Here is an 18,508-nt window from a genome sequence, read left to right as displayed (position 1 = left end):
CAGGATGGCCCGTTCCTGCCGTCAACAGAATCGCCTACTATCTGATCAGGCTATGTAGGAATCAGGGCACAATGCGCGGCTCCGAATTCGCAGAACTGAAAGCATTCGCGGCGGTGGTCGACCGTGCCAGCTTCGCCCGTGCCGCCGACCATCTCGGCCTGTCGCGCTCTGCGCTGAGCCAGATCGTGCGGCAGCTGGAGGCGCGGCTGGGAGTGCGCCTGTTGAACCGCACCACGCGCAGTGTTTCGCCCACCGAGCCGGGACGCCGGCTGCATGAGCGGATCGCGCCGATGCTGCGCGAGATGGACGACGCGGTCGCGCAGGCGGTAGGCAGCACCGCACGCACAGCCGGTACGCTGCGGATCAACACGCTCGGCATGGCGGCCGGCAAGCTCATCGCCCCGCGGCTGGGCCGCTTTGCGCAGGCCCATCCGGATGTGGTGCTCGACATCGTGATCGACGATGGCCTGCGCGATATCGCCGGCGAGGGCTTCGATGCCGGCATCCGGGTGGGTGGGCGGCTGCAGAAGGACATGATCGCGGTGCGGCTGACACCGGACGTGGAGCTGCTGGCGGTGGCAGCCCCCGAGTACCTGGCGCGGCATGGCGAACCCAAGGTGCCGGCCGATCTACAGCAGCATGCGTGCATCGGCTGGCGCTTCCCGGGCAGTGGCAAGATCGCCAGTTGGGAGTTCCGCAGGAAAGGGAAAAGCGTGGAGTTCGTTCCCGAGGGCAAGGTGCTGTCCAACCACCAGGACATCGTGGTGCCGGCCGCATTGCAGGGCCTGGGGATCCTGTACGCCTACAACGACGACGGAATTGCCGAGGCACTGCAGGATGGACGGTTGAAGCGCGTGCTCGCCGACTGGTCGCCCACCGTACCGGGCCTGTTCCTGTACTACTCCAGTCGCCGTTACCTGCTGCCGGCGCTGCGTGCATTCATCGATTGTCTGCTCGATCGTGACCTGGGACAGGAACGGGACAATCAGCCACAGGTCGCTGGGGCTGGCGCGAAGCGGGCTGGCACGAAGCGCTGACCGGCCGTGGCCGGTGTTGGTCGGGATATGCGTAGACCCCTGTGTGGGGTCATCAGTGACGCAACGTGGCGGATGCCCGAAGAGGCGGCCGCGGGTGTCTGTGACTTCGCTTCCTCCCCCCTTCACCGAGGATCCGCCATGGACACTGTCCTTCCTGCTGCAGCACATGCGCCACCGATCAATGCGCGCCTGCCTGGCCCATTGCGTACTGAAGAGCTCATCGCCGGTGGCGAGGGCGAGTTGTTCATCCGCAGCTGGCGGCCGACTGGCCCGGTACGCGCCGTGCTGGTGATCGTGCCGGGATTCAACTCGCACAGCGGCCACTACCAGTGGGCCGCCGCGCAGTTCACCGCGATCGGGTTGGCGGTGTACGCCGTCGACCTGCGTGGACGTGGCAAGTCCAGCGGGCTGCGCTTCCATGTGCAGCATTTCGACGATTACCTGGCCGACGTGCATTCGTTGATGGACGTGGCGCGCTCACGCGAGCCAGCCGTCCCGGTGTTCCTGCTCGGCCACAGTGCCGGCGGGGTGATTGCAAGCGCATACGCATTGGAACACCAGGACGCGCTGGCCGGACTGATCTGCGAAAGCTTCGCCCTGCAGGTCCCCGCACCTGCGCCGGTGCTCGCGCTGGTGCGCTGGCTCAGCGGACCGTTCCCGAAGCTGCGCGTGCTGACGCTGCCGAACAAGGAGTTTTCGCGCATGCCCGATGCGGTCGCCGCGCTCGATGCCGACCCGCTTATCGCGGGGGAGAAGCAGACCGCGCTCACCGTGGCGCAGATGCTGGCTGGCAGCGACCGGCTGCGGCGTGGCTTCCCGACGCTGCGCCTGCCGGTCCTGATCGCCCATGGCACCGCCGACAAGGTTACCGTGCCCGGTGGCAGCCAGCTGTTCCATGACACCGCAGGCTCCGTCGACAAGACCCTGCGGCTTTACCCGGAGCACGCGCATGACCTGCTCAACGATATCGGACGCGAGCAGGTGATGCGCGACTTCCAGCAGTGGATCGAGGCGCACCTGGTTACCTGACCTCTGCCGCGCGAATTCCTAATGCCTGGGATTCCGGCCTGCAGTCAGCTACCCAGGCGGCGATCCGCTCACGTTGGCCCGGCTCCAGCACGCGATACGGGATCGGTACTCCCGATTCGCTGAGTTCCATCAGCATCGCGTGCTGGTACCAGTGCAGCTTTTTCACCGTTGTCCAGGAAACCGCCTGCGGCCTACCCCGGCTGTGGCGGATGAAACCGTGCGCGTCCATTTCAAAACGGCAGCGGCCGACCCGGAACGACTTCCAGGCGAACAGCCCGAGGACGAAGGTGCCCAGCATCAGGTTCACGAAAAGCCGGTTCCACCAGCGGCGCTCCGCCGGCATGGCCGTCGTGTAGATGTGCGCGCGCAGCAGGGCAAGATACTCGCCCGGGCGGTATCGCACCTCGAACTGGAAGGACGTTGCCGGATCCATGCCGAGCTCCATTTGGGATGGGTCATGTTCAATGCAGCAGCTGGGCGCGTCCAGAGGTTACTTCCGGCATGCGCCTGGATACCGGCAAGCAGGCATTGTCGCGCTTCACTCCAGGGAAGGTGGTCGTCATGTTTCGCTCCGCGCTGTGCGTTGCCCTGCTGTTTTCGCTGCCGACGCTGGCGCATGCCGCGGCCCCCGCTGTTCCAAGGCCTTGTGAGGATGCCGAAACCTCTGCGCAGCTGCACGGTTCACTGTGCATGACGGTGCCGGTGCCGCTGCACCACGCCGCCCCGGAAGGGGAGACCATCCCGCTGTTCGTGCGCCGCTTTCCGGCACCTGCTTCAGTCAAACGGCGCGGCGAAGTGTGGTTGCTGTCCGGTGGACCAGGCGAGGCCGGGGCATCGTTGTACCCGACGATCGCGACCTACCAGCGTGCGTTTCCCGGCTTTGACCTGGTGATTCCCGATCACCGCGGCACCGGGCGTTCGGCCCGCATCTGCCCGCAGCAGGAAGCGCCGGACAGCGCGGACGGCACTGGATTGGCTGGCAGCGAGTGGGGCCCCTGCATCGGCGCGATGTATGCCAACGTGCCGCGCACGGCAGCGTTCTCCACGACCGAGGCCGCGCAGGACCTCGGCCTGTTGATGTCCCAGCGGCCTGCCGACGGCCAGGTGCTGCTGTATGGCGTTTCCTACGGCACCCAGCTGGCCCTGCGCGCGCTGCAGGTCACCTCGCTGCCGCTTGATGGTCTGGTGCTGGATGGTCTGGTGCCGCCGGAGCGCACCGAGCAGTGGGACCTGAGCCGCCGCACCGCGCTGGTCGATGAGGTCGGGCGCCAGGCGCTCGGGGGGGCGGGCGTGGCGACGTACCGCCGCGTGCTGGCCGCGCCGGCAGATGCGCCGTGGCGCACGCAGGTACCTGGAGGCGATCTGCGTCGCTTCTTTGCCGCGCTGCTGAGCTTCCCGACATTGCGCGATCGGATGCCGCAGATCGTGCAGGACCTGTCCAACGGCGATGCGCGCTCACTGGACACCACTGTGACCGACTGGAAGGCGGCGCTGGTTCGGCTGGGGCAGGGCGGCAACAACCAGCCCGCACTGCCGCTGGTGATGCTGATTTCTGCATCGGAGAACAATGCCCGGCCGGGGCTGACCAAGGACACGGTGGAGGCTGAACAGAAGGATGCCCTGTTCGTCAGCCCGATTCCCGGCCTGCTGGTAGGCAGTCCGGTGCCGGACTATCCGAAGGATGCGTGGTTCGGCCAGAGCCCGAAGACCCTGCCCAGGACACTGGTGGTGCATGGCACGCTGGACCCGAACACTGCCTACGCCGGCGCGCTCGAACACGCCGCCACCCTGGCCAAGGCCGGCCCGCTGCAGTTCCACACGGTGGAGCGGGGTGCGCACCTGTTGCCGCTGGTGGCGCCTTCGTGTTTTGTCACCGCGGTGCAGGCGTTCGTGGATGGCAGGGAGGCTGCAGCGCGCTGCGCGGAGCCGGCCTCCCCCTGAGCACTCATCGGCAGGCGATCAACCGCCTGCCGACGCGTCAGCTGCGTGCAGGTTCGACGATCACCGCCGTGCCATAGCACAGCACCTCGGTCAGCCCGGTCATGATGTCGGTGGCGTCGTAGCGCATGGCGATGATCGCGTTGGCGCCCAGCATCCGTGCATGCTTCATCATGTCCCGGTAGGTTTCTTCGCGTGCCTGCTCGCACAGCTGGGTGTAGATGGTGATGTTGCCGCCGAACAGGGTCTGGATGCCGCCCAGGAAGTTGCCGACGATCGACCGCGAGCGCACGGTGATGCCGCGCACCACGCCCATGTTCTGCACCACGCGGAAGCCGGGCAGCTCGAGTGCGGTTGTGATCATCGAATCGTCCAGACGCGCTTCGCCAGCAGGACGACGAGCCGTGTTGTAAGGATCAGCCATGGGTGTCTCGGAGGTTTGGGAGTGAAGGGTGAAGGTTGATCGCGCGGCAGGCGCGGCAACAGGTTGGTGTCAGTCGCGCACTGCGATCACCCGCAGCGCAAGGGCGGCCTCATAGACCCGCCCGGACGCTTCGTCCAGCGCTTCCATGCCGGCAATCAGGCGGCCATGCTTGAAGGGCACGTAGTCGTTGAAGCTGCCCATGCCGCCGAACACCGACATGACCGAGCCGGAGAGCAGGTTGAGCGATTGCTGGTCAAACGGGTTGTCCGCCAGCGCCTCGGCCTGGTGCAGGCAGGAAACGAAGTGGCGCCGCCATTCGCACTCGCTGTCGCGCGCCAGCAGATCGCAGAGCGTACCCAGTTCCCTGATCAGCTCATCCAGTTGCGCGGCTCTTTCGTCCATGCGGCTGACTATACGGGCAAGACCACGTCAGGAAACCATGCCGCGCTCAGTCCTTGGCATCCCATTGCGCCAGGTGCAGCAGCACGCCCGCGGGGTCCCACACGTAGGTTACCCGCGCACCATAGGGCTCAGCCCGTGGCGGTGCCACGCGCGCGCCAGGGTACTTGCCGGTGTCCAGCAGCGCGCGGATGGCGCTGAAGCAGGCGGCGGCATCCTGTACGGAAACATGCAGCATGGTGTTTTCCGCCCATTCCTTCGCGTAGCCGCGCTGCAGGTAGAACCGCGAAGGGCCCAGCTTGAACAGGGCCAGATTGTCGTCCGACCACTCGCGCTCGCAGCCCAGCGCTGCATAGAAGGCTTGCGAGAGGGCGAAATCCTGGGAGGGGAGGAACGTCCGGAGGTCGGTGGCCTGAAGGTCGATCATGTGGGTTCTCTCTTCTGCTTGGCGGTTCGTGGGCGACGCTCATGTTGAGTTTCAGCAGGTCTCACAGCCAGCGGCGCACTCGTCGACGGTAGTCAGCGTATTCTGGAAAAAGCACGCCCAGTGCCCGCTCTTCCGGTGCTATCTGGAAGCGGGATACAAGCGCGATGAAGACGGGAACCACGGCGTAGGCCATGGCGTTGCCCAGGTACAACACCCATCCCAGCAGGATCAGTGCGTGGCCCAGATACATGGGGTTTCGCGTATAGCGATAAATTCCGGACGTGACCAGGTGCGTGGTCGCGCTGGGACGCAACGGGTTGACCGTGGTTCTGGCGCGTCGGAAGGCGATCTTGGGAGCCAGGTTGAGCGCGAGGCCGGAAAGGCCCGCCGCCATCGACAGGGCCGCCTTGAATGGCGGGGCGGCGGTGAGTGCGGGTGTGGCAGCGGCGATGCCGAACGCGGCGGCCATCAGGCCAAGCATCACGATGGGCGGCGGAACGCGTGCTTCGAGCTGTCTCATCCTTGGCCGATCTCCATTGAACACTGAAGCATGGTATCCGGGCGCCAAGCGAGCTTATCGGACCGTTTACTGGTACGTGAGCCGAATAAGTCGTATATTCGGCTCACAAGATGAGCCGAATAGAGTGCCTAATCGGCTCACGATGCCCGGGAGAGCCCCATGCCGCAATGGATCTGGCAGAAATCGAACTGGCCCATGTTCAGCTGGCGGGATGCTGACCTGCAACCGCTGCTGCGTCAGTGTCACCGTGCGCAGGGCCAGCTCCTGGGCATGGCAGGGGCCATCAGCCACGACGCGCAGACCACCGATGCCCTGGACACGCTGCTGTCCAATGTCATTACCTCTTCTGCGATTGAAGGAGAACGTCTGGACGTAGGCTCGGTGCGCTCGTCGCTGGCCCGTCGCCTCGGCTTGGTCGATGAGGTGATGGGGCGCGCGTCGCGTCGCAGCGAAGGCATGGCCGAACTGATGCTTGATGCCACGCGGCACCCGGACGCGGCGCTGGACATGGAGCGCCTGCTGCGCTGGCATCGGTGGTTGTTCGCCGCCCACGACGAGAGCCTGTTGCCGTTGCGCATCCAGGTCGGGGCACTGCGCGGCGATGAGCCGATGCAGGTGGTTTCCGGCCGCATCGATCGACCGGTGGTGCATTTCCAGGCACCGCCGCGTGATGGGCTCGAAGTGCAGCTCGACGCGTTCCTTGCATGGTTCAAAGCATCAGAGAAAAACGCCGCGCTGGACCCCTTGCTACGGGCAGGCATCGCGCATTTCTGGTTCGTTACCCTGCATCCGTTCGATGATGGCAATGGACGTATCACCCGCGCGCTCACCGATCTGGCACTGGCGCAGGCTCAACCACAGGCCATCCGTTTCCACGCGATGTCCGCCAGCATCCTGGCCGATCGGCAGGGCTACTACCGTGTACTGGAGGCCAGCCAGAAGGACGGGCTGGATATCACGATGTGGTTGCAGTGGTTCCTGCGCACCTTGCTGGACAGTCTTCAGCAGGCACAGCAGCGCATTGAACGGGTGCTGATGAAGGCGCGGTTCTGGCAATCGCATCGTAAGGATGACCTTTCCAGTGAGCAGGCCAAAGTAATCAACCGCTTGCTCGACGGTGGCGAGAAGGGCTTCGAGGCCGGTATCAGCGCAAGCCAGTATGCGGCGGTGGCCAAGGTTTCAAAGGCTACAGCGACGCGCCATCTTGCGGATCTGGTGGAGAAAGGCTGCCTGATGAGGTTGCCAGGCGGAGGGCGCAGCACACGCTACGTGGTGCAGCACTGACCTGTTGGCGCCTGCGTTGATACCCGCAACGGATCACTCCTGTCTGTGAACGGTATTGGCCGCCGCTGCCCCTGCCAGTCCACGCTGTGTGGATGACCGATACCCCCCTCAGTTTCAACGGACAGGTAGGCCTGATCACCGGCGCGGCAGGTGGCCTGGGCCTGGCCTATACGCGCCTGCTGGCACGCCTGGGCGCCAAAGTGGTGATGCAGGACGTCGGCGCCGACCGCGATGGCGAAGGGCGCGACCCGGACCGGGTAGCCCGTGCCGCCGCACGGCTGCGCATAGAAGGACTGGATGTCACCAGCCGCGGGCTTTCCATCGATACGCGGGCACAGTGCCACGCGCTGGTGGATGAAGTGCTGGGCCAGCACGGGCGGCTGGACTTCATCATCCACAACGCCGGCTGGGTGCATTACCAGCCCGTCGAAGACATCGGCGAGCTGCAGCTGGAGCGCATGCTGGATATCGCCGCCAAGGCGCCGTTATGGCTGGCCCAGGCGGCGTGGCCGGCGATGCGTGCGGCGGGCGGCGGGCGCATCGTACTGACCACGTCCGACCGTGCGCTTTATCCGCAGTACGTGCAGCACGGGCTGGCCAGCTACGCGATGGCCAAGAGCGCGGCGGTGGGCCTGATGAACGTGCTGGCGGCGGAGGGAGAGGCTGACAACATCATCGTCAACGCGGTATCGCCGGTCGCCAAGACGCGCATGTGGGGCGTATACGGCGAACCCGACGAGCTGCATCCCGATGCGGTAGCGCCCGGTGTGGCCTGGCTGGCCTCGTCGCGCTGCGTGCAGGGCGGCTGGGTACTGCGCGCGAGCAACGGCCAGTTCCACGCCACCCGCGCGCAGGAGCCTGCCGGCGTGACCTACCCGCGCGACCTGCAGGGCGTGGCCGCCGACAGCGTGGATGCCTTCGATGCGGCATGGCCGGAGATCGCGCTGCCGGCCATCGAACCGCGGAGCAGGCAGCGGGCACTGCTACCCTGAGCAGCTCCTGTCCATCGCAGCTGCCATGATCGACCTACGTTTGCTGCGCCAGTTCGTCGCCGTTGCCGAAGAACAGCATTTCCACCGTGCCGCCGCGCGACTGCACATGTCACAGCCGCCGCTGACCGCGGCGATCCGCCGGCTGGAAGAGCAGGTTGGCACGCTGCTGGTGATCCGTGGCCATCGCACCGTGGGGCTGACCGCCGCCGGCCAGGTGCTGCTGGTGGAAGCACGGCGTACCCTGCAGCAGGCGGCACACGCACTGGATGCCACGCGCGAGGCCGCGGCCGGGCGTAGTGGGCGGGTACGCGTGGCCTACGTGGGCAGCGCACTGTACGGGCGCCTGCCACAGTTGATCCGTGCCTTCCGGCGCAGCCATCCGCAGGTGCTGCTGGAGCTGCGCGAAGCGACCTCGCGCCAGCAACAGGACATGCTGGGCAAGGGCGAAGTGGACGTGGGCGTGCTCATCCCACCGATCCCGTCCGCGCCCGAGCTGGCGTTGCAGGCGTTCGGTACCGATGCGCTGGTCATTGCGTTGCCGCGCGTGCATCCATTGGCTGCCCATCCATCGGTGCGGATGCAGGACCTTGCGGGCGAGGAGTTCATCGCCTGGCCTGCTGCCGAAGGCGAAGGCTTTCATTCGCACGTGATGCGCCAATGCGTGGCCGCCGGATTCATGCCCAAGGTGGTGCAGGAAGCACACGGCATGCATGCGGTGCTGTCATTGGTGGCGGTGGAGACCGGTATCGCCATCGTGCCGGCCAGCATGGCCGGGTTCCGCGATACGGAAGTCTGCTACCGGCCCGTGCAGTCGGATGATGCGCATTTCAGCCTGAGCTTCTGCGTGCGCACCGATGTGGATAATCCGGCCGTGCATGCGTTCATGGGGAGCGCCGGCTGCACGTGATGAGGTGCACGCAGCGATGCGACGCGTCGCGTTTGCCTCTTCAACTGCGCGATTCCAGTCGATAGCGTCTCAGATCACGTTTCTTTGAATCCAAGGAAGATCTGATGAGCGCGAGTTATGACAGTATCGTCGACCAGTACATGGCGTACGCCAGCGCCTCGCCGACCCGGCCCATCGAAGTGCGCACGATGCTGCGGCTGGCGGGCACGGTGAAAGACAGGAGCGTGCTGGACCTGGCCTGTGGATCGGGCTACTACGGTCGTGAGTTTCTTCGCCACGGTGCGCGCAGTGCCCATGGCGTGGACCAGTCGCAGGGCATGATCGATTTCGCACGTGCCCTGTCGGCGTATCGCGGCGACGAAATGACGTTCCAGCAGCACGATGTCATGCAGATGCCGTTCGCTGGCGAGTACGACCTCGTGCTGGCAGCGTATCTGTTCAACTACGCCGCTTCGCTGGACGAACTGGGAAGGATGTTCGCCGCGGTGGTACCGCATGTAAAGCGCGGCGGCCGGCTGGTGGTGCAGACCTTGAATCCGGATTATCGCCTGGCGCTGGGCAACTATGCGGCCTATGGGGTAAAGGTCCTGGAAGAACAACCGTGGCAGCATGGCGCGCGGCTCCGCCTGGAGTTCCCCGGATCACCGCCTGCGTTGATCATCAACTATCGCTGGGAACGGGCGCACTACGAACAGGCGGTCCGTGCGGCAGGCTTCAGCGCAGTGGAGTGGCATGCGCCCGTACTGGAACAGGCCGACATCAATGCGCGCGCTGAAGGGTACTGGGAGAGCTACGTGCACAACTGCATGTCGGTGAACCTGGTGTGCGAACGCTGAAGCAGAAAGCCGGGATGGGTAGCCGACGTTGCGTAGCGTGGAAATCACGCTACACAGCAGGGTTTCCCTCATGAATGCACGGCGTGCGGGTGCTGGACGATGTGCCATGGAAGGAGGGCGCGAAGATGGAGATCGAGTTCCCGGGCGCTCCACCGGCGCGGATCACCGTGTTCCGCTGGGCACGTGAGCACTATGAACGTGCGTTCGCAGAGGCAGGCTTCACCGAACTGGTGTGGCAGGCTCCCTGCCTGTTGGAGCAGGATCGGCTGGCGCAGCCAGCGGGATACTGGGACGATCTGCTGAGCAACGGATTGGCGGCGTGGTTCTCCTGCACCAGGCCGTAGCGCCGCGCCATGCGCGGCGAGCACGCAGCGCGGCCTGCGTCAGGCATCGCGGTGCCGGAACGGAAAGCCGCCGAGCACGGCTCGGCGCTACCAGGGCAGGTCAGCGGGGTGGTAGCGCCGAGCCATGCTCGGCGAGCGCGCAGCGCGGGGTGTGTCAGGCATCGCGGTGCCGGAACGGAAAGCCGCCGAGCACGGCTCGGCGCTACCAGGGCAGGTCAGCGGGGTGGTAGCGCCGAGCCATGCTCGGCGAGCGCGCCGCGTGGGATGTGTCAGGCATCGCGGTGCCGGAACGGAAAGCCGCCGAGCACGGCTCGGCGCTACCAGGGCGGGCCAGCGCGGGGTGGTAGCGCCGAGCCATGCTCGGCGAGCGCGCAGCGCGGCGTGCGTCAGGTATCGCGGTGCCGGAACGGAAAGCCGCCGCGCCATGCTCGGCGAACGCGCAGCGCGGATCAGCGCCGGTCGCGCTTCATCCACGCGCGCAGGAACAGCGCGATCAGGCCACTGAAGATCACCCACGAGACGACGTCGAACAAGCCATCGCCGATCAACGCGCTGACCAGCCCGACCAGGCTTGCCAGCGTTATCCAGGCCGGTGCGACGAAGGGACTGTTCATGCCACCTCCTGGGTCTGCGCGCGTTCGATCTCCGCCACGCGCGTGGCGGTGTTGCCGCGCTTGAACCACAGGTACAGGCCACTGACCAGCACGGCGATGGTCAGCAGGTCCAGCAGGGCCCACAGGATCTTCAGCGGCAGCTTGCCGTAATCACCGAAGTGCAGCGGCTGGCTGAGCAGCAGCACCGTCATGTAGGTCGGCAACTGCGGCTGCGCGGTCAGTGCACCGGTGGTCGCATCGATCAGCACCGGGCGATACAGGCGTTCGGTCAGCGGCGAATTACCCTGCATGAACACCCCGAAATGATGGTCACCGCTGTAGCCGGTGCCGGGGAAACTGACGAAGGCCGGGCGCATATCCGGCTCGGCGGCGCGCGCGGTAGCCACCGCCGCCTGCAGCGAAGCCAGCTGGGTGGGCTTGGGCTGGCCGGCATACTGCGCGGCGAACTCACCCAGCTGCTGCGTCTGCCAGGCCTGCTCAAGCGGCTTGGCCAAGGTGTTGATGGCACCGGTCAGGCCCACCACCAGTGCCCAGCCGAGCGTGACGATGCCGATCACGTTGTGCAGGTCCAGCCAGGCCAGTCGCCGGCTGCGGCCGGTGCGCAGGGTGCCGAAGCGCTGCTTGCGCATGAACGGGCCATACAGCACCAGCCCGGAGATGATCGCCACCACGAACAGCAGCCCCATCGCGCCCATCAACAACAGCCCGGGCAGGCCGAGGAACAGATCGGTGTGCAGGCGGTACAGGACGTACATCACGCCTTCGTTGAACTGCGGTGCGGGCACCTGCTCGCCGCTGATGGTATTGAGCAGCACGGTCTGCATCTGGGGGGCCGGCGTATCGGTGCGCGCGCCGGTGTTGACGTACATCAGTGGAGCGTCCGGGTCCCAGCCGACGAACAGCGGGACATTGCCGGGGAAGTGCTGCAGCGCGGTTGCTACCTGCGCGTCCAGGTCGCGCAGGGTGGCATCGGCGGGTGCGGCCGGCACGTCGGGATCGGCGCCGGTGAGGTGGGCGATCTCATGGCCGAACACCAGCGGCAGGCCGGTCAGGCACAGCAGCAACAGGAACAGGGTGCAGACCAGGCTGGTCCACTTGTGGACCACGAACCAGGCTTTGATGGCGGAGCGTTGCATGCAGCAGGAATCCTCGGGCGACGGCTGGAGGTGGAGCGTTGATCAGAACCGGCGAGGACTGATGCCGCGGATTATCCGGATGCGGAGATGTGAATACAAATGATTCGCAGGCGCGGCGCGCGTGGATCAGACCGGAGATTCGGGTGCGCAGCGCAGGCTCAACCACGCCCCGCCGTCGTCGGCACCGCCGGCGCGCAGCCGGAAGGCATGCAGCCCTGCAATGGCAGCCACGATGGAAAGCCCCAGGCCGAAGCCCTCGGCCCGCCCGGACTCGTTCTGGCCCCGGTAGAAGCGCTGGAACACCAGCTCGCGGTCTTCGGCAGGGATGCCGGGACCGGAGTCGATGATGTCGATGCGCGGTGCGCCCTGGTCTTCCACCACGCGCAGCACGATCCGGCCGTGTTCGGGGGTGAAACGGATGGCATTGGACAGCAGGTTGGCCAGGGCTTCGAACAGCAGTTCGCGGTCGCCACGCAGGGTGCTTGCGCCGTCGCCGATTTCCAGCTCCAGCGTCTGCTCTTTCTCTTCCGCCAGTGGCAGGTAGAACGCGTGCAGTTCTTCCAGCAGCGCGGCGACCTGCACGTCTTCGAAGGCCGAACGACGCTGGCCGCTTTCCAGTTCCGATACCCGCAGCAGCGCGCTGAAGCGGGTCATCAGCAGATCGGTTTCGGCCAGGGCGCGGTCGATCTGCATCGCCTGCGGGCCGTCATCGCCCAGCGCAACGCGGGTGCGGTACAGATGCGCGCGCAGTCGGGTGAGCGGGGTACGCAGGTCGTGCGCGATGCTGTCGCACACGCCTTTCACTTCGGTCATCAACTGTTCGATGCGCTCCAGCATGGCGTTGACGATGCTGGACAGGCGGTCGATCTCGTCGCGGCGGTCGGACACCGGCAGGCGTTGGCCCAGGTCACCGGCGATGATCCGGTTGGTGGCCGCTTCGATCTGCTGGATGCGCTTGAGCGGGCGGCGCCGCAGGAAATGCCAGCCGGCCAGCCCGGGAATCACGGTCAGTGACACGCCCCACCACAGTGCATCGAGGATGATGCTGTTGACCGCGGTCAGCTTGCCGCTCTGCCGTACCAGCACCAGCACGCGGTCGTCCTGGGTGCGGACGGCCAGCGCACGCCCGCTTTCCGCGCGCACGCCATCGGCCAGTCGCCAGCCGGGAATTTCGCGCGAGCGCTGGTCGGGCTGTACGCCGTGCGGCATCGCGATCAGCGGGCCGGACAGATGCTTGCCCTGTTCGGTGAACACACCGTAGGCGTAGGTGCCGTGGATGTCATAGCGCAGGCTGTCACTGAGCGCTTCGTCCATGGTCGGGCCCTGGAAGCGCTGGAACAGGTGCGCGCGCTGCAGCAGCGCCGATTCGGACAGGCCATCCAGGTAATCCGAGACGCGCCAGTACATCACCCCCAGCAGCACGCTGGACCAGGCGATGAACAACAGCGAATACAGGCCGAGCAACCGGCTGCTGGACGAGCGCCAGCCCTCAGTAAGCCGGGTCGAAGACATAGCCGGTTCCCTCGTACGGTCTTGATCGGCTGCAGCCGGCCCGGTTGTTCGATGCGGCGGCGCAGGCGGCCGATGTGGACCTCGATCAGGTTGGTGCCGGGGTCGAAGTGGTAGCCCCACACTTCCTGGAACAGCATGGTGCGGCTGAGCACCTGGCCGGCATTGCGCATCAGGAACTCCAGCAGCTTGAATTCGGTGGGCAGCAGGCTGATTTCCTGCCCGCCGCGACGCGCGCAGCGCGCCATCAGATCCAGTTCCAGGTCGCCCACCCGCAGTTGGCTGTCCGCTGGCGCCACCTGCGCATGGCGCCGCAGCAGCACTTCCACGCGTGCGGACATTTCATCGGACGCGAACGGTTTGGTCAGGTAGTCATCGCCGCCGGCGCGCAGCCCGCGCACGCGTTCATCCACGTCCGACAGCGCGCTGATCATCAGCACCGGGATGGTGATGCCCTCGTTGCGCAGGCGCGCCACCACGGCCAGGCCATCCAGCCCGGGCAGCATGCGGTCCCAGCGTGATCACGTCGTAGCCCCCGTGCCGGGCCAGTGCCAGCCCGGCGATGCCATCGGCGGCCAGCTCGACCTCGAAGCCATGGCTGCGCAGCTCCGTGGCGATCTCTTCGGCGGTGACGGCGTCGTCTTCTATGGTCAGTACGCGCGGCATGGACCGATACGGAAAGGAGGTCCGATGCATCCTCGCAACCCGGGGCAGCGACTGCAAATGAAAAATGTTTCATCTGAAATCCACGTCCAGCGTCGCCCGGGTCTTCTATATTCGCCGCCAGACCTTCCACGTTCCTCCCCAGGAAACATCCCCGATGTGGCTTTCCGCTCCCCGCAGGCTGGCGTGTGCCGGCATGACCTGCCTGATCCTTGCTGCCTGCAGCCGTGAAAAAGCCGAGCAGGCGCCGGTCCCGCCCACCGTGCAGGTACTCACCCTGCAGGCGCAGGCCGTGCCGCTGCAGCAGGAACTGCCCGGACGCACGGCGGCCTCGGAGGAGTCGGACGTGCGGCCGCAGGTATCGGGCGTGCTGCTGAAGCGCCTGTTTGAAGAAGGTGCGGTGGTCAAGCCGGGGCAGGCCTTGTTCCAGATCGAACCGGCGCTGTACCAGGCCGCGGCCAACGAGGCCCAGGCCAACCTGCGCACCGCCCAGGCCACGGCGGTGGCCGAGGGCCTGCGCGCGCAGCGCCTGCAGGCACTGGGCAGGGAACAGCTGAGTTCGCGCCAGGACGTGGACGATGCGCTGGCCACCGCCAAGCAGTCCGCGGCGGCGGTGGATGCAGCGGCCGCGGTGGTGGAAACCGCGCGCACCAACCTGCGCTTTGCCGCGGTTTCCGCGCCCATCGGCGGGCGTATCGGCCGCGCGCTGTTCACTCCCGGTGCGCTGGTGACCTCCGGCCAGGCCGAGCCGCTGGCCAAGATCCAGCGGTTGGATCCGATGAACGTGGACATCACCCAGTCCAGCAACGAGTTCCTGGCGCTGCGCCGGGCGGTGGCCGAAGGCGGGGTGCAGGATTCGACCACGCCGGTGACGCTGAAGCTTTCCGACGGTAGCGAGTATCCGCTGCCGGGCACGCTGCAGTTCGCCGATCTGGACGTGGATCCGGGCACCGGCAGCATCACGCTGCGGGCCACCTTCCCGAACCCGGACGGGCAGCTGTTGCCGGGCATGTACGTGCGCGCGATGGTCGGGCAGGGCACGCGCCAGCAGGCCCTGCTGGTGCCGCAGCCGGTGGTGGACCGCAGTGCCCGTGGCAATGCACTGGCCTGGGTGGTGGATGCACAGGACATCGTGCGCCAGCGTGAGTTCCGCACCGTGCGTGCGGTGGGGGACCAGTGGCTGGTGCTGGATGGACTGCAGCCGGGCGAGCGCATCGTGACCAGCGGCCGGCAGGGGCTGGCCGATGGGGCCAGGGTGACCGTGGGCCCGGCGCCTGCAGCGCCCGCCGCAGCGAACAAGGACTGACCCGCGCATGCTCTCGCGCTTCTTCATCCATCGCCCCATCTTTGCCTGGGTGCTGGCGATCTGCATCATGGCGCTGGGCAGCATGGCGGTCGTCCAGCTGCCGGTGGAACAGTACCCGGACATCGCCCCGCCGCAGATCAACATCACCGCCCGCTACACCGGCGCCTCCGCGCAGACGGTGGAAGACAGCGTCACCCAGGTGATCGAACAGCAGATCAAGGGCATCGACAACCTGCTGTATTTCTCGTCCACCAGTTCGTCCAACGGGCAGTCGCGCATCACCGTCACCTTCGACCAGCGGGCCGATCCGGATATCGCCCAGGTACAGGTGCAGAACAGCGTCAACCAGGCCATCAACCGCCTGCCGCAGGAGGTGCAGCAGCAGGGGGTGACGGTCGCCAAATCGCAGGGCGATGCGCTGATGGTGGTGGCGCTGTATGACACCACCGGGCGGATGCAGCGCGTGGATGTTTCGGACTTCCTGACCAGCAGCGTGCAGGATCCGATGAGCCGGATTCCCGGCGTCGGCGAGATCGATGTGTTCGGTGCACCGTATGCGATGCGGATCTGGATGGATCCCCACCAGCTGCGTGCCTACGGCCTGATGCCCTCGGACATCCGCACCGCGGTGGAAGCGCAGAACACCCAGGTGACGGCCGGCGAGCTCGGCGCGCTGCCGGCGGCGGCCGACCAGCGGCTCAATGCCACGGTGACCGCGCAGTCGCGGCTGCAGACCCCCGAACAGTTCCGCGAGGTCATCCTGAAGACACTGCCCAATGGCGCGGCGGTGACCCTGGGCCAGGTGGCGCGGGTGGAGATCGGCGCGGAAGGCTACACGATGAGCAGCTTCCTCAACGGCTTTCCGGCCGCGGGTTTTTCGGTGACGCTGGCGTCGGGCGCGAACGCGCTGGCCACCGCCGATGCGATCCGCGCGGAGATGGAGCGGCTCAAGCCGACCTTCCCGCCGGGCCTGCAGGTGGCCTATCCGCGCGACAGTACGCCGTTCGTGCGGGTGTCGGTGGAAGGGGTAGTGCACACCCTGATCGAGGCGATCCTGCTGGTGGTCGTGGTGATGTTCCTGTTCCTGCAGAACCTGCGTGCCACGTTGATTCCGGCCATTACCGTGCCGGTGGTGCTGCTGGGTACGTTCGGCATCCTGGCGGTGGCCGGGTTCACCATCAACACGCTGACCCTGTTCGCGATGGTGCTGGCGATCGGCCTGCTGGTGGACGATGCGATCGTGGTGGTGGAGAACGTGGAGCGCATCATCCACGAGGAAGGCCTGCCACCACGCGAGGCAACCGAACGTTCGATGGGTGAGATCACCGGTGCGCTGATCGGCATCACCGTGGTGCTGGGCGCGGTGTTCCTGCCGATGGCGATGTTCGGCGGAGCGACCGGCATCATCTACCGGCAGTTCTCCGTCACCATCGCATCGGCGATGGCGCTGTCGGCGCTGGTGGCGCTGACCCTGACGCCGGCGCTGTGCGCCACCCTGCTCAAGCCGGCTGACAAGGAGCGCCCACCGGGCCGCTTCTTCCGCTGGTTCAACCGCGGCGTGGAGCGTACCCAGCATGCCTACCAGGGGCGCCTGGGACGGATCGTGGCCCACCCACGGCGCTGGATGGCCTTCTATCTCGTGGTGCTGGTCGCGGTCGGGCTGTTGTATACGCGCATGCCGACCGGCTTCCTGCCGGTGGAAGACCAGGGCCTGGTGATGTTCCAGTTCAATACGCCCGAAGGCACGCCGATGGCCAGGACCGAGGCGTTGGGCGAGGAGATCGGACGCTATTTCCGCGAGAACGAAAGCAGAATGTCAACGTAGCCTTTGTGGTGGTCGGGCGCAACAACGCCGGCACCGGGCAGAACGCCGGACAGGGCTTCGTGGCGCTGAAGCCGTGGAGCGAGCGCGATGCCGACAACAGTGCCGCGGCGATCATCGGCCGGGCCAACAAGCACTTCGCCGGGCTCGTGGATGCCAAGGTCAACGTGCTGTCTCCGCCGGCAGTGCGTGGGCTGGGGCAGTCCAGCGGCTTCGAGCTGTGGCTGCAGGACAGCAGCGCGGCGGGCCGCCAATCCCTGCAGGGTGCGCAGCAGCGCGTGGTGCAGGCGGCCAACGCCGATGCCGGGTTGTCTTCGGTGCGGCTGAACGGGCTGGGTGACAAGGCGCAGCTGCAGCTGGACATCGACCATGCGCAGGCCAGTGCGCTGGGCCTGTCGCAGGCGGATATCAATTCCACCTTGTCGGCGGCGTGGGGCGGCAGCTACATCAATGACTTCCTCGACCGTGGCCGGGTCAAGCGCGTGTACATGCAGGGCGACCAGCCGTACCGGTCGGTGCCGGAAGACATCGGCCAGTGGTACGTGCGTGGCAGCGACGGCCAGATGGCTTCCTTCGCCAGCTTCGCCAGCAGCCACTGGACGCGTGGCCCGCAGCTGCGGCAGCGCTTCAACGGGCTGCCGGCGATGGAGCTGCAGGGCAGTGCCGCCGAGGGCAGCAGCTCCGGCCAGGCCATGCAGCGCATGCAGCAGCTGGTGGGCCAAGAGCAGGGTGTCAGCCTGCAGTGGAGTGGCCTGTCCTACCAGGAGCAGATGGCGAGCAGCCAGACGTTGTGGCTGTACCTGGCCTCGATCGCGTTCATTTTCCTGTGCCTGGCGGCGTTGTACGAGAGCTGGTCGGTGCCGGTGGCAGTGGTGCTGGTGATCCCGTTGGGGGTGCTGGGCACGGTGCTGGCCACGACCGGTGCGGGCTTCATCAACGACATCTACTTCCAGGTCGGCCTGCTGACCACCATCGGCCTGTCGGCGAAGAACGCGATCCTGATCGTGGAGTTCGCCGAGGCCGAATACAACGCGGGCCGCACGGCGGTGGAGGCAGCCCTGGAGGGTGCGCGCCTGCGACTGCGGCCGATCGTGATGACCTCGCTGGCGTTCGTGGCCGGCGTGGTGCCGCTGGCCCTGGCGACCGGCGCCGGGGCGGTAAGCCGCCGCGAGATCGGTGTCAGCGTGATTGGCGGGATGGTGTCCGGCACGGTGCTGGCGATCCTGCTGGTGCCGTTGTTCTTCGTGCTGGTACGCGGGCTGTCGCGGCGGAAAACGCCCGCCTGAATCGGCTGGGCGGTGCCGTTCAGCGCGGTCATCGC

The 18,508-nt window shown here is 66.6% G+C and carries 17 protein-coding genes and 2 pseudogenes; 10 read left to right on the top strand and 9 right to left on the bottom strand.

What is annotated here, in order from left to right; translation table 11 throughout:
* The first annotated feature begins 71 nt into the window (after nucleotides 1-71).
* Nucleotides 72-1,037, top strand: a complete 966-nt coding sequence (locus QE373_RS13955) for a LysR family transcriptional regulator (protein ID WP_309687588.1) — start codon at nucleotides 72-74, stop codon at nucleotides 1,035-1,037.
* A gap of 138 nt (nucleotides 1,038-1,175) precedes the next feature.
* Nucleotides 1,176-2,066 carry an alpha/beta hydrolase gene (locus tag QE373_RS13950; RefSeq protein ID WP_309687586.1) on the top strand — a complete coding sequence of 297 codons (891 nt, stop codon included), beginning with the start codon at nucleotides 1,176-1,178 and terminating at the stop codon, nucleotides 2,064-2,066.
* Here the strand turns inward: QE373_RS13950 and QE373_RS13945 are convergent.
* The gene (locus QE373_RS13945; protein ID WP_309687583.1) at nucleotides 2,059-2,499 is read right to left on the bottom strand and encodes a hypothetical protein; all 441 of its coding nucleotides are present in this window, start codon (nucleotides 2,497-2,499) and stop codon (nucleotides 2,059-2,061) included. The two genes, QE373_RS13950 and QE373_RS13945, sit on opposite strands and share 8 nt — an antisense overlap.
* A 128-nt stretch (nucleotides 2,500-2,627) precedes the next feature.
* On the opposite strand from QE373_RS13945, the gene QE373_RS13940 reads away from it, so the two are divergent.
* Nucleotides 2,628-4,007: an alpha/beta fold hydrolase gene (locus tag QE373_RS13940; protein ID WP_309687580.1), complete on the top strand. Its 1,380-nt coding sequence runs from the start codon at nucleotides 2,628-2,630 to the stop codon at nucleotides 4,005-4,007.
* A gap of 37 nt (nucleotides 4,008-4,044) precedes the next feature.
* On the opposite strand, the gene QE373_RS13935 is transcribed toward QE373_RS13940, so the two are convergent.
* The 4 genes from QE373_RS13935 to QE373_RS13920 all read right to left on the bottom strand — a co-directional run bounded on the left by QE373_RS13935 (nucleotide 4,045) and on the right by QE373_RS13920 (nucleotide 5,774).
* On the bottom strand, nucleotides 4,045-4,428 hold the full coding sequence (locus tag QE373_RS13935) for a YbjQ family protein (protein ID WP_057506926.1): 384 nt from the start codon (nucleotides 4,426-4,428) through the stop codon (nucleotides 4,045-4,047).
* A 69-nt stretch (nucleotides 4,429-4,497) separates the two neighbouring features.
* Nucleotides 4,498-4,830, bottom strand: coding sequence for a hypothetical protein (locus tag QE373_RS13930; RefSeq protein ID WP_309687577.1), 333 nt, complete (start codon nucleotides 4,828-4,830; stop codon nucleotides 4,498-4,500).
* 46 nt (nucleotides 4,831-4,876) lie between these two features.
* On the bottom strand, nucleotides 4,877-5,254 hold the full coding sequence (locus QE373_RS13925; RefSeq protein WP_309687575.1) for a glyoxalase: 378 nt from the start codon (nucleotides 5,252-5,254) through the stop codon (nucleotides 4,877-4,879).
* A 61-nt stretch (nucleotides 5,255-5,315) separates the two neighbouring features.
* A complete protein-coding gene (locus tag QE373_RS13920) occupies nucleotides 5,316-5,774 on the bottom strand; it encodes an isoprenylcysteine carboxylmethyltransferase family protein (RefSeq protein ID WP_309687572.1) in 459 nt (152 codons plus the stop codon).
* A gap of 159 nt (nucleotides 5,775-5,933) precedes the next feature.
* On the opposite strand from QE373_RS13920, the gene QE373_RS13915 reads away from it, so the two are divergent.
* From QE373_RS13915 to QE373_RS13895, 5 genes are all read left to right on the top strand, one after another.
* Nucleotides 5,934-7,058, top strand: coding sequence for a Fic family protein (locus tag QE373_RS13915; RefSeq protein ID WP_309687570.1), 1,125 nt, complete (start codon nucleotides 5,934-5,936; stop codon nucleotides 7,056-7,058).
* Between the two features lie 92 nt (nucleotides 7,059-7,150).
* Complete coding sequence (locus tag QE373_RS13910) at nucleotides 7,151-8,050, top strand: SDR family oxidoreductase (RefSeq protein ID WP_309687569.1); 900 nt, start codon at nucleotides 7,151-7,153, stop codon at nucleotides 8,048-8,050.
* 25 nt (nucleotides 8,051-8,075) lie between these two features.
* On the top strand, nucleotides 8,076-8,957 hold the full coding sequence (locus QE373_RS13905) for a LysR substrate-binding domain-containing protein (RefSeq protein WP_309687565.1): 882 nt from the start codon (nucleotides 8,076-8,078) through the stop codon (nucleotides 8,955-8,957).
* A gap of 104 nt (nucleotides 8,958-9,061) precedes the next feature.
* Nucleotides 9,062-9,793, top strand: coding sequence for a class I SAM-dependent methyltransferase (locus QE373_RS13900; RefSeq protein WP_309687562.1), 732 nt, complete (start codon nucleotides 9,062-9,064; stop codon nucleotides 9,791-9,793).
* Nucleotides 9,794-9,918: 125 nt separating this feature from the next.
* The gene (locus QE373_RS13895) at nucleotides 9,919-10,137 is read left to right on the top strand and encodes a hypothetical protein (RefSeq protein ID WP_309687560.1); all 219 of its coding nucleotides are present in this window, start codon (nucleotides 9,919-9,921) and stop codon (nucleotides 10,135-10,137) included.
* 449 nt (nucleotides 10,138-10,586) lie between these two features.
* Here the strand turns inward: QE373_RS13895 and QE373_RS13890 are convergent, their stop codons facing one another.
* From QE373_RS13890 to QE373_RS13875, 4 genes and pseudogenes are all read right to left on the bottom strand, one after another.
* Nucleotides 10,587-10,751, bottom strand: a complete 165-nt coding sequence (locus QE373_RS13890) for a hypothetical protein (protein WP_170183996.1) — start codon at nucleotides 10,749-10,751, stop codon at nucleotides 10,587-10,589.
* Nucleotides 10,748-11,887, bottom strand: coding sequence for a PepSY-associated TM helix domain-containing protein (locus QE373_RS13885; RefSeq protein ID WP_309687558.1), 1,140 nt, complete (start codon nucleotides 11,885-11,887; stop codon nucleotides 10,748-10,750). The genes QE373_RS13890 and QE373_RS13885 overlap by 4 nt, the downstream gene beginning before the upstream one ends.
* A 126-nt stretch (nucleotides 11,888-12,013) precedes the next feature.
* A complete protein-coding gene (locus QE373_RS13880; RefSeq protein WP_309687556.1) occupies nucleotides 12,014-13,399 on the bottom strand; it encodes an ATP-binding protein in 1,386 nt (461 codons plus the stop codon).
* A pseudogene (locus QE373_RS13875) lies at nucleotides 13,377-14,062 on the bottom strand (response regulator transcription factor). The gene QE373_RS13880 and the pseudogene QE373_RS13875 overlap by 23 nt, the downstream one beginning before the upstream one ends.
* Before the next feature lie 193 nt (nucleotides 14,063-14,255).
* Between QE373_RS13875 and QE373_RS13870 the strand changes: the two are divergent.
* Together QE373_RS13870 and QE373_RS13865 are read left to right on the top strand one after the other, a co-directional pair.
* Complete coding sequence (locus QE373_RS13870) at nucleotides 14,256-15,365, top strand: efflux RND transporter periplasmic adaptor subunit (RefSeq protein WP_309687553.1); 1,110 nt, start codon at nucleotides 14,256-14,258, stop codon at nucleotides 15,363-15,365.
* A gap of 7 nt (nucleotides 15,366-15,372) precedes the next feature.
* A pseudogene (locus QE373_RS13865) lies at nucleotides 15,373-18,473 on the top strand (efflux RND transporter permease subunit).
* Nucleotides 18,474-18,508: the final 35 nt, after the last annotated feature.

This window comes from Stenotrophomonas sp. SORGH_AS_0321 (genome assembly GCF_031453215.1).
GTDB lineage: Bacteria > Pseudomonadota > Gammaproteobacteria > Xanthomonadales > Xanthomonadaceae > Stenotrophomonas > Stenotrophomonas chelatiphaga.
This window is presented reverse-complemented; position numbering and strand designations above follow the sequence as displayed.

Coding starts and splice junctions, on each gene's coding strand:
- QE373_RS13915 (WP_309687570.1), top strand. CDS start 5,934: ATGCCGCAATGGATCTGGCAGAAATCGAACTGGCCCATGTTCAGCTGG.
- QE373_RS13930 (WP_309687577.1), bottom strand. CDS start 4,830: ATGGACGAAAGAGCCGCGCAACTGGATGAGCTGATCAGGGAACTGGGT.
- QE373_RS13935 (WP_057506926.1), bottom strand. CDS start 4,428: ATGGCTGATCCTTACAACACGGCTCGTCGTCCTGCTGGCGAAGCGCGT.
- QE373_RS13895 (WP_309687560.1), top strand. CDS start 9,919: ATGGAGATCGAGTTCCCGGGCGCTCCACCGGCGCGGATCACCGTGTTC.
- QE373_RS13880 (WP_309687556.1), bottom strand. CDS start 13,399: ATGTCTTCGACCCGGCTTACTGAGGGCTGGCGCTCGTCCAGCAGCCGG.
- QE373_RS13920 (WP_309687572.1), bottom strand. CDS start 5,774: ATGAGACAGCTCGAAGCACGCGTTCCGCCGCCCATCGTGATGCTTGGC.
- QE373_RS13885 (WP_309687558.1), bottom strand. CDS start 11,887: ATGCAACGCTCCGCCATCAAAGCCTGGTTCGTGGTCCACAAGTGGACC.
- QE373_RS13945 (WP_309687583.1), bottom strand. CDS start 2,499: ATGGATCCGGCAACGTCCTTCCAGTTCGAGGTGCGATACCGCCCGGGC.
- QE373_RS13870 (WP_309687553.1), top strand. CDS start 14,256: ATGACCTGCCTGATCCTTGCTGCCTGCAGCCGTGAAAAAGCCGAGCAG.
- QE373_RS13910 (WP_309687569.1), top strand. CDS start 7,151: ATGACCGATACCCCCCTCAGTTTCAACGGACAGGTAGGCCTGATCACC.
- QE373_RS13940 (WP_309687580.1), top strand. CDS start 2,628: ATGTTTCGCTCCGCGCTGTGCGTTGCCCTGCTGTTTTCGCTGCCGACG.
- QE373_RS13950 (WP_309687586.1), top strand. CDS start 1,176: ATGGACACTGTCCTTCCTGCTGCAGCACATGCGCCACCGATCAATGCG.
- QE373_RS13955 (WP_309687588.1), top strand. CDS start 72: ATGCGCGGCTCCGAATTCGCAGAACTGAAAGCATTCGCGGCGGTGGTC.
- QE373_RS13905 (WP_309687565.1), top strand. CDS start 8,076: ATGATCGACCTACGTTTGCTGCGCCAGTTCGTCGCCGTTGCCGAAGAA.
- QE373_RS13900 (WP_309687562.1), top strand. CDS start 9,062: ATGAGCGCGAGTTATGACAGTATCGTCGACCAGTACATGGCGTACGCC.
- QE373_RS13925 (WP_309687575.1), bottom strand. CDS start 5,254: ATGATCGACCTTCAGGCCACCGACCTCCGGACGTTCCTCCCCTCCCAG.
- QE373_RS13890 (WP_170183996.1), bottom strand. CDS start 10,751: ATGAACAGTCCCTTCGTCGCACCGGCCTGGATAACGCTGGCAAGCCTG.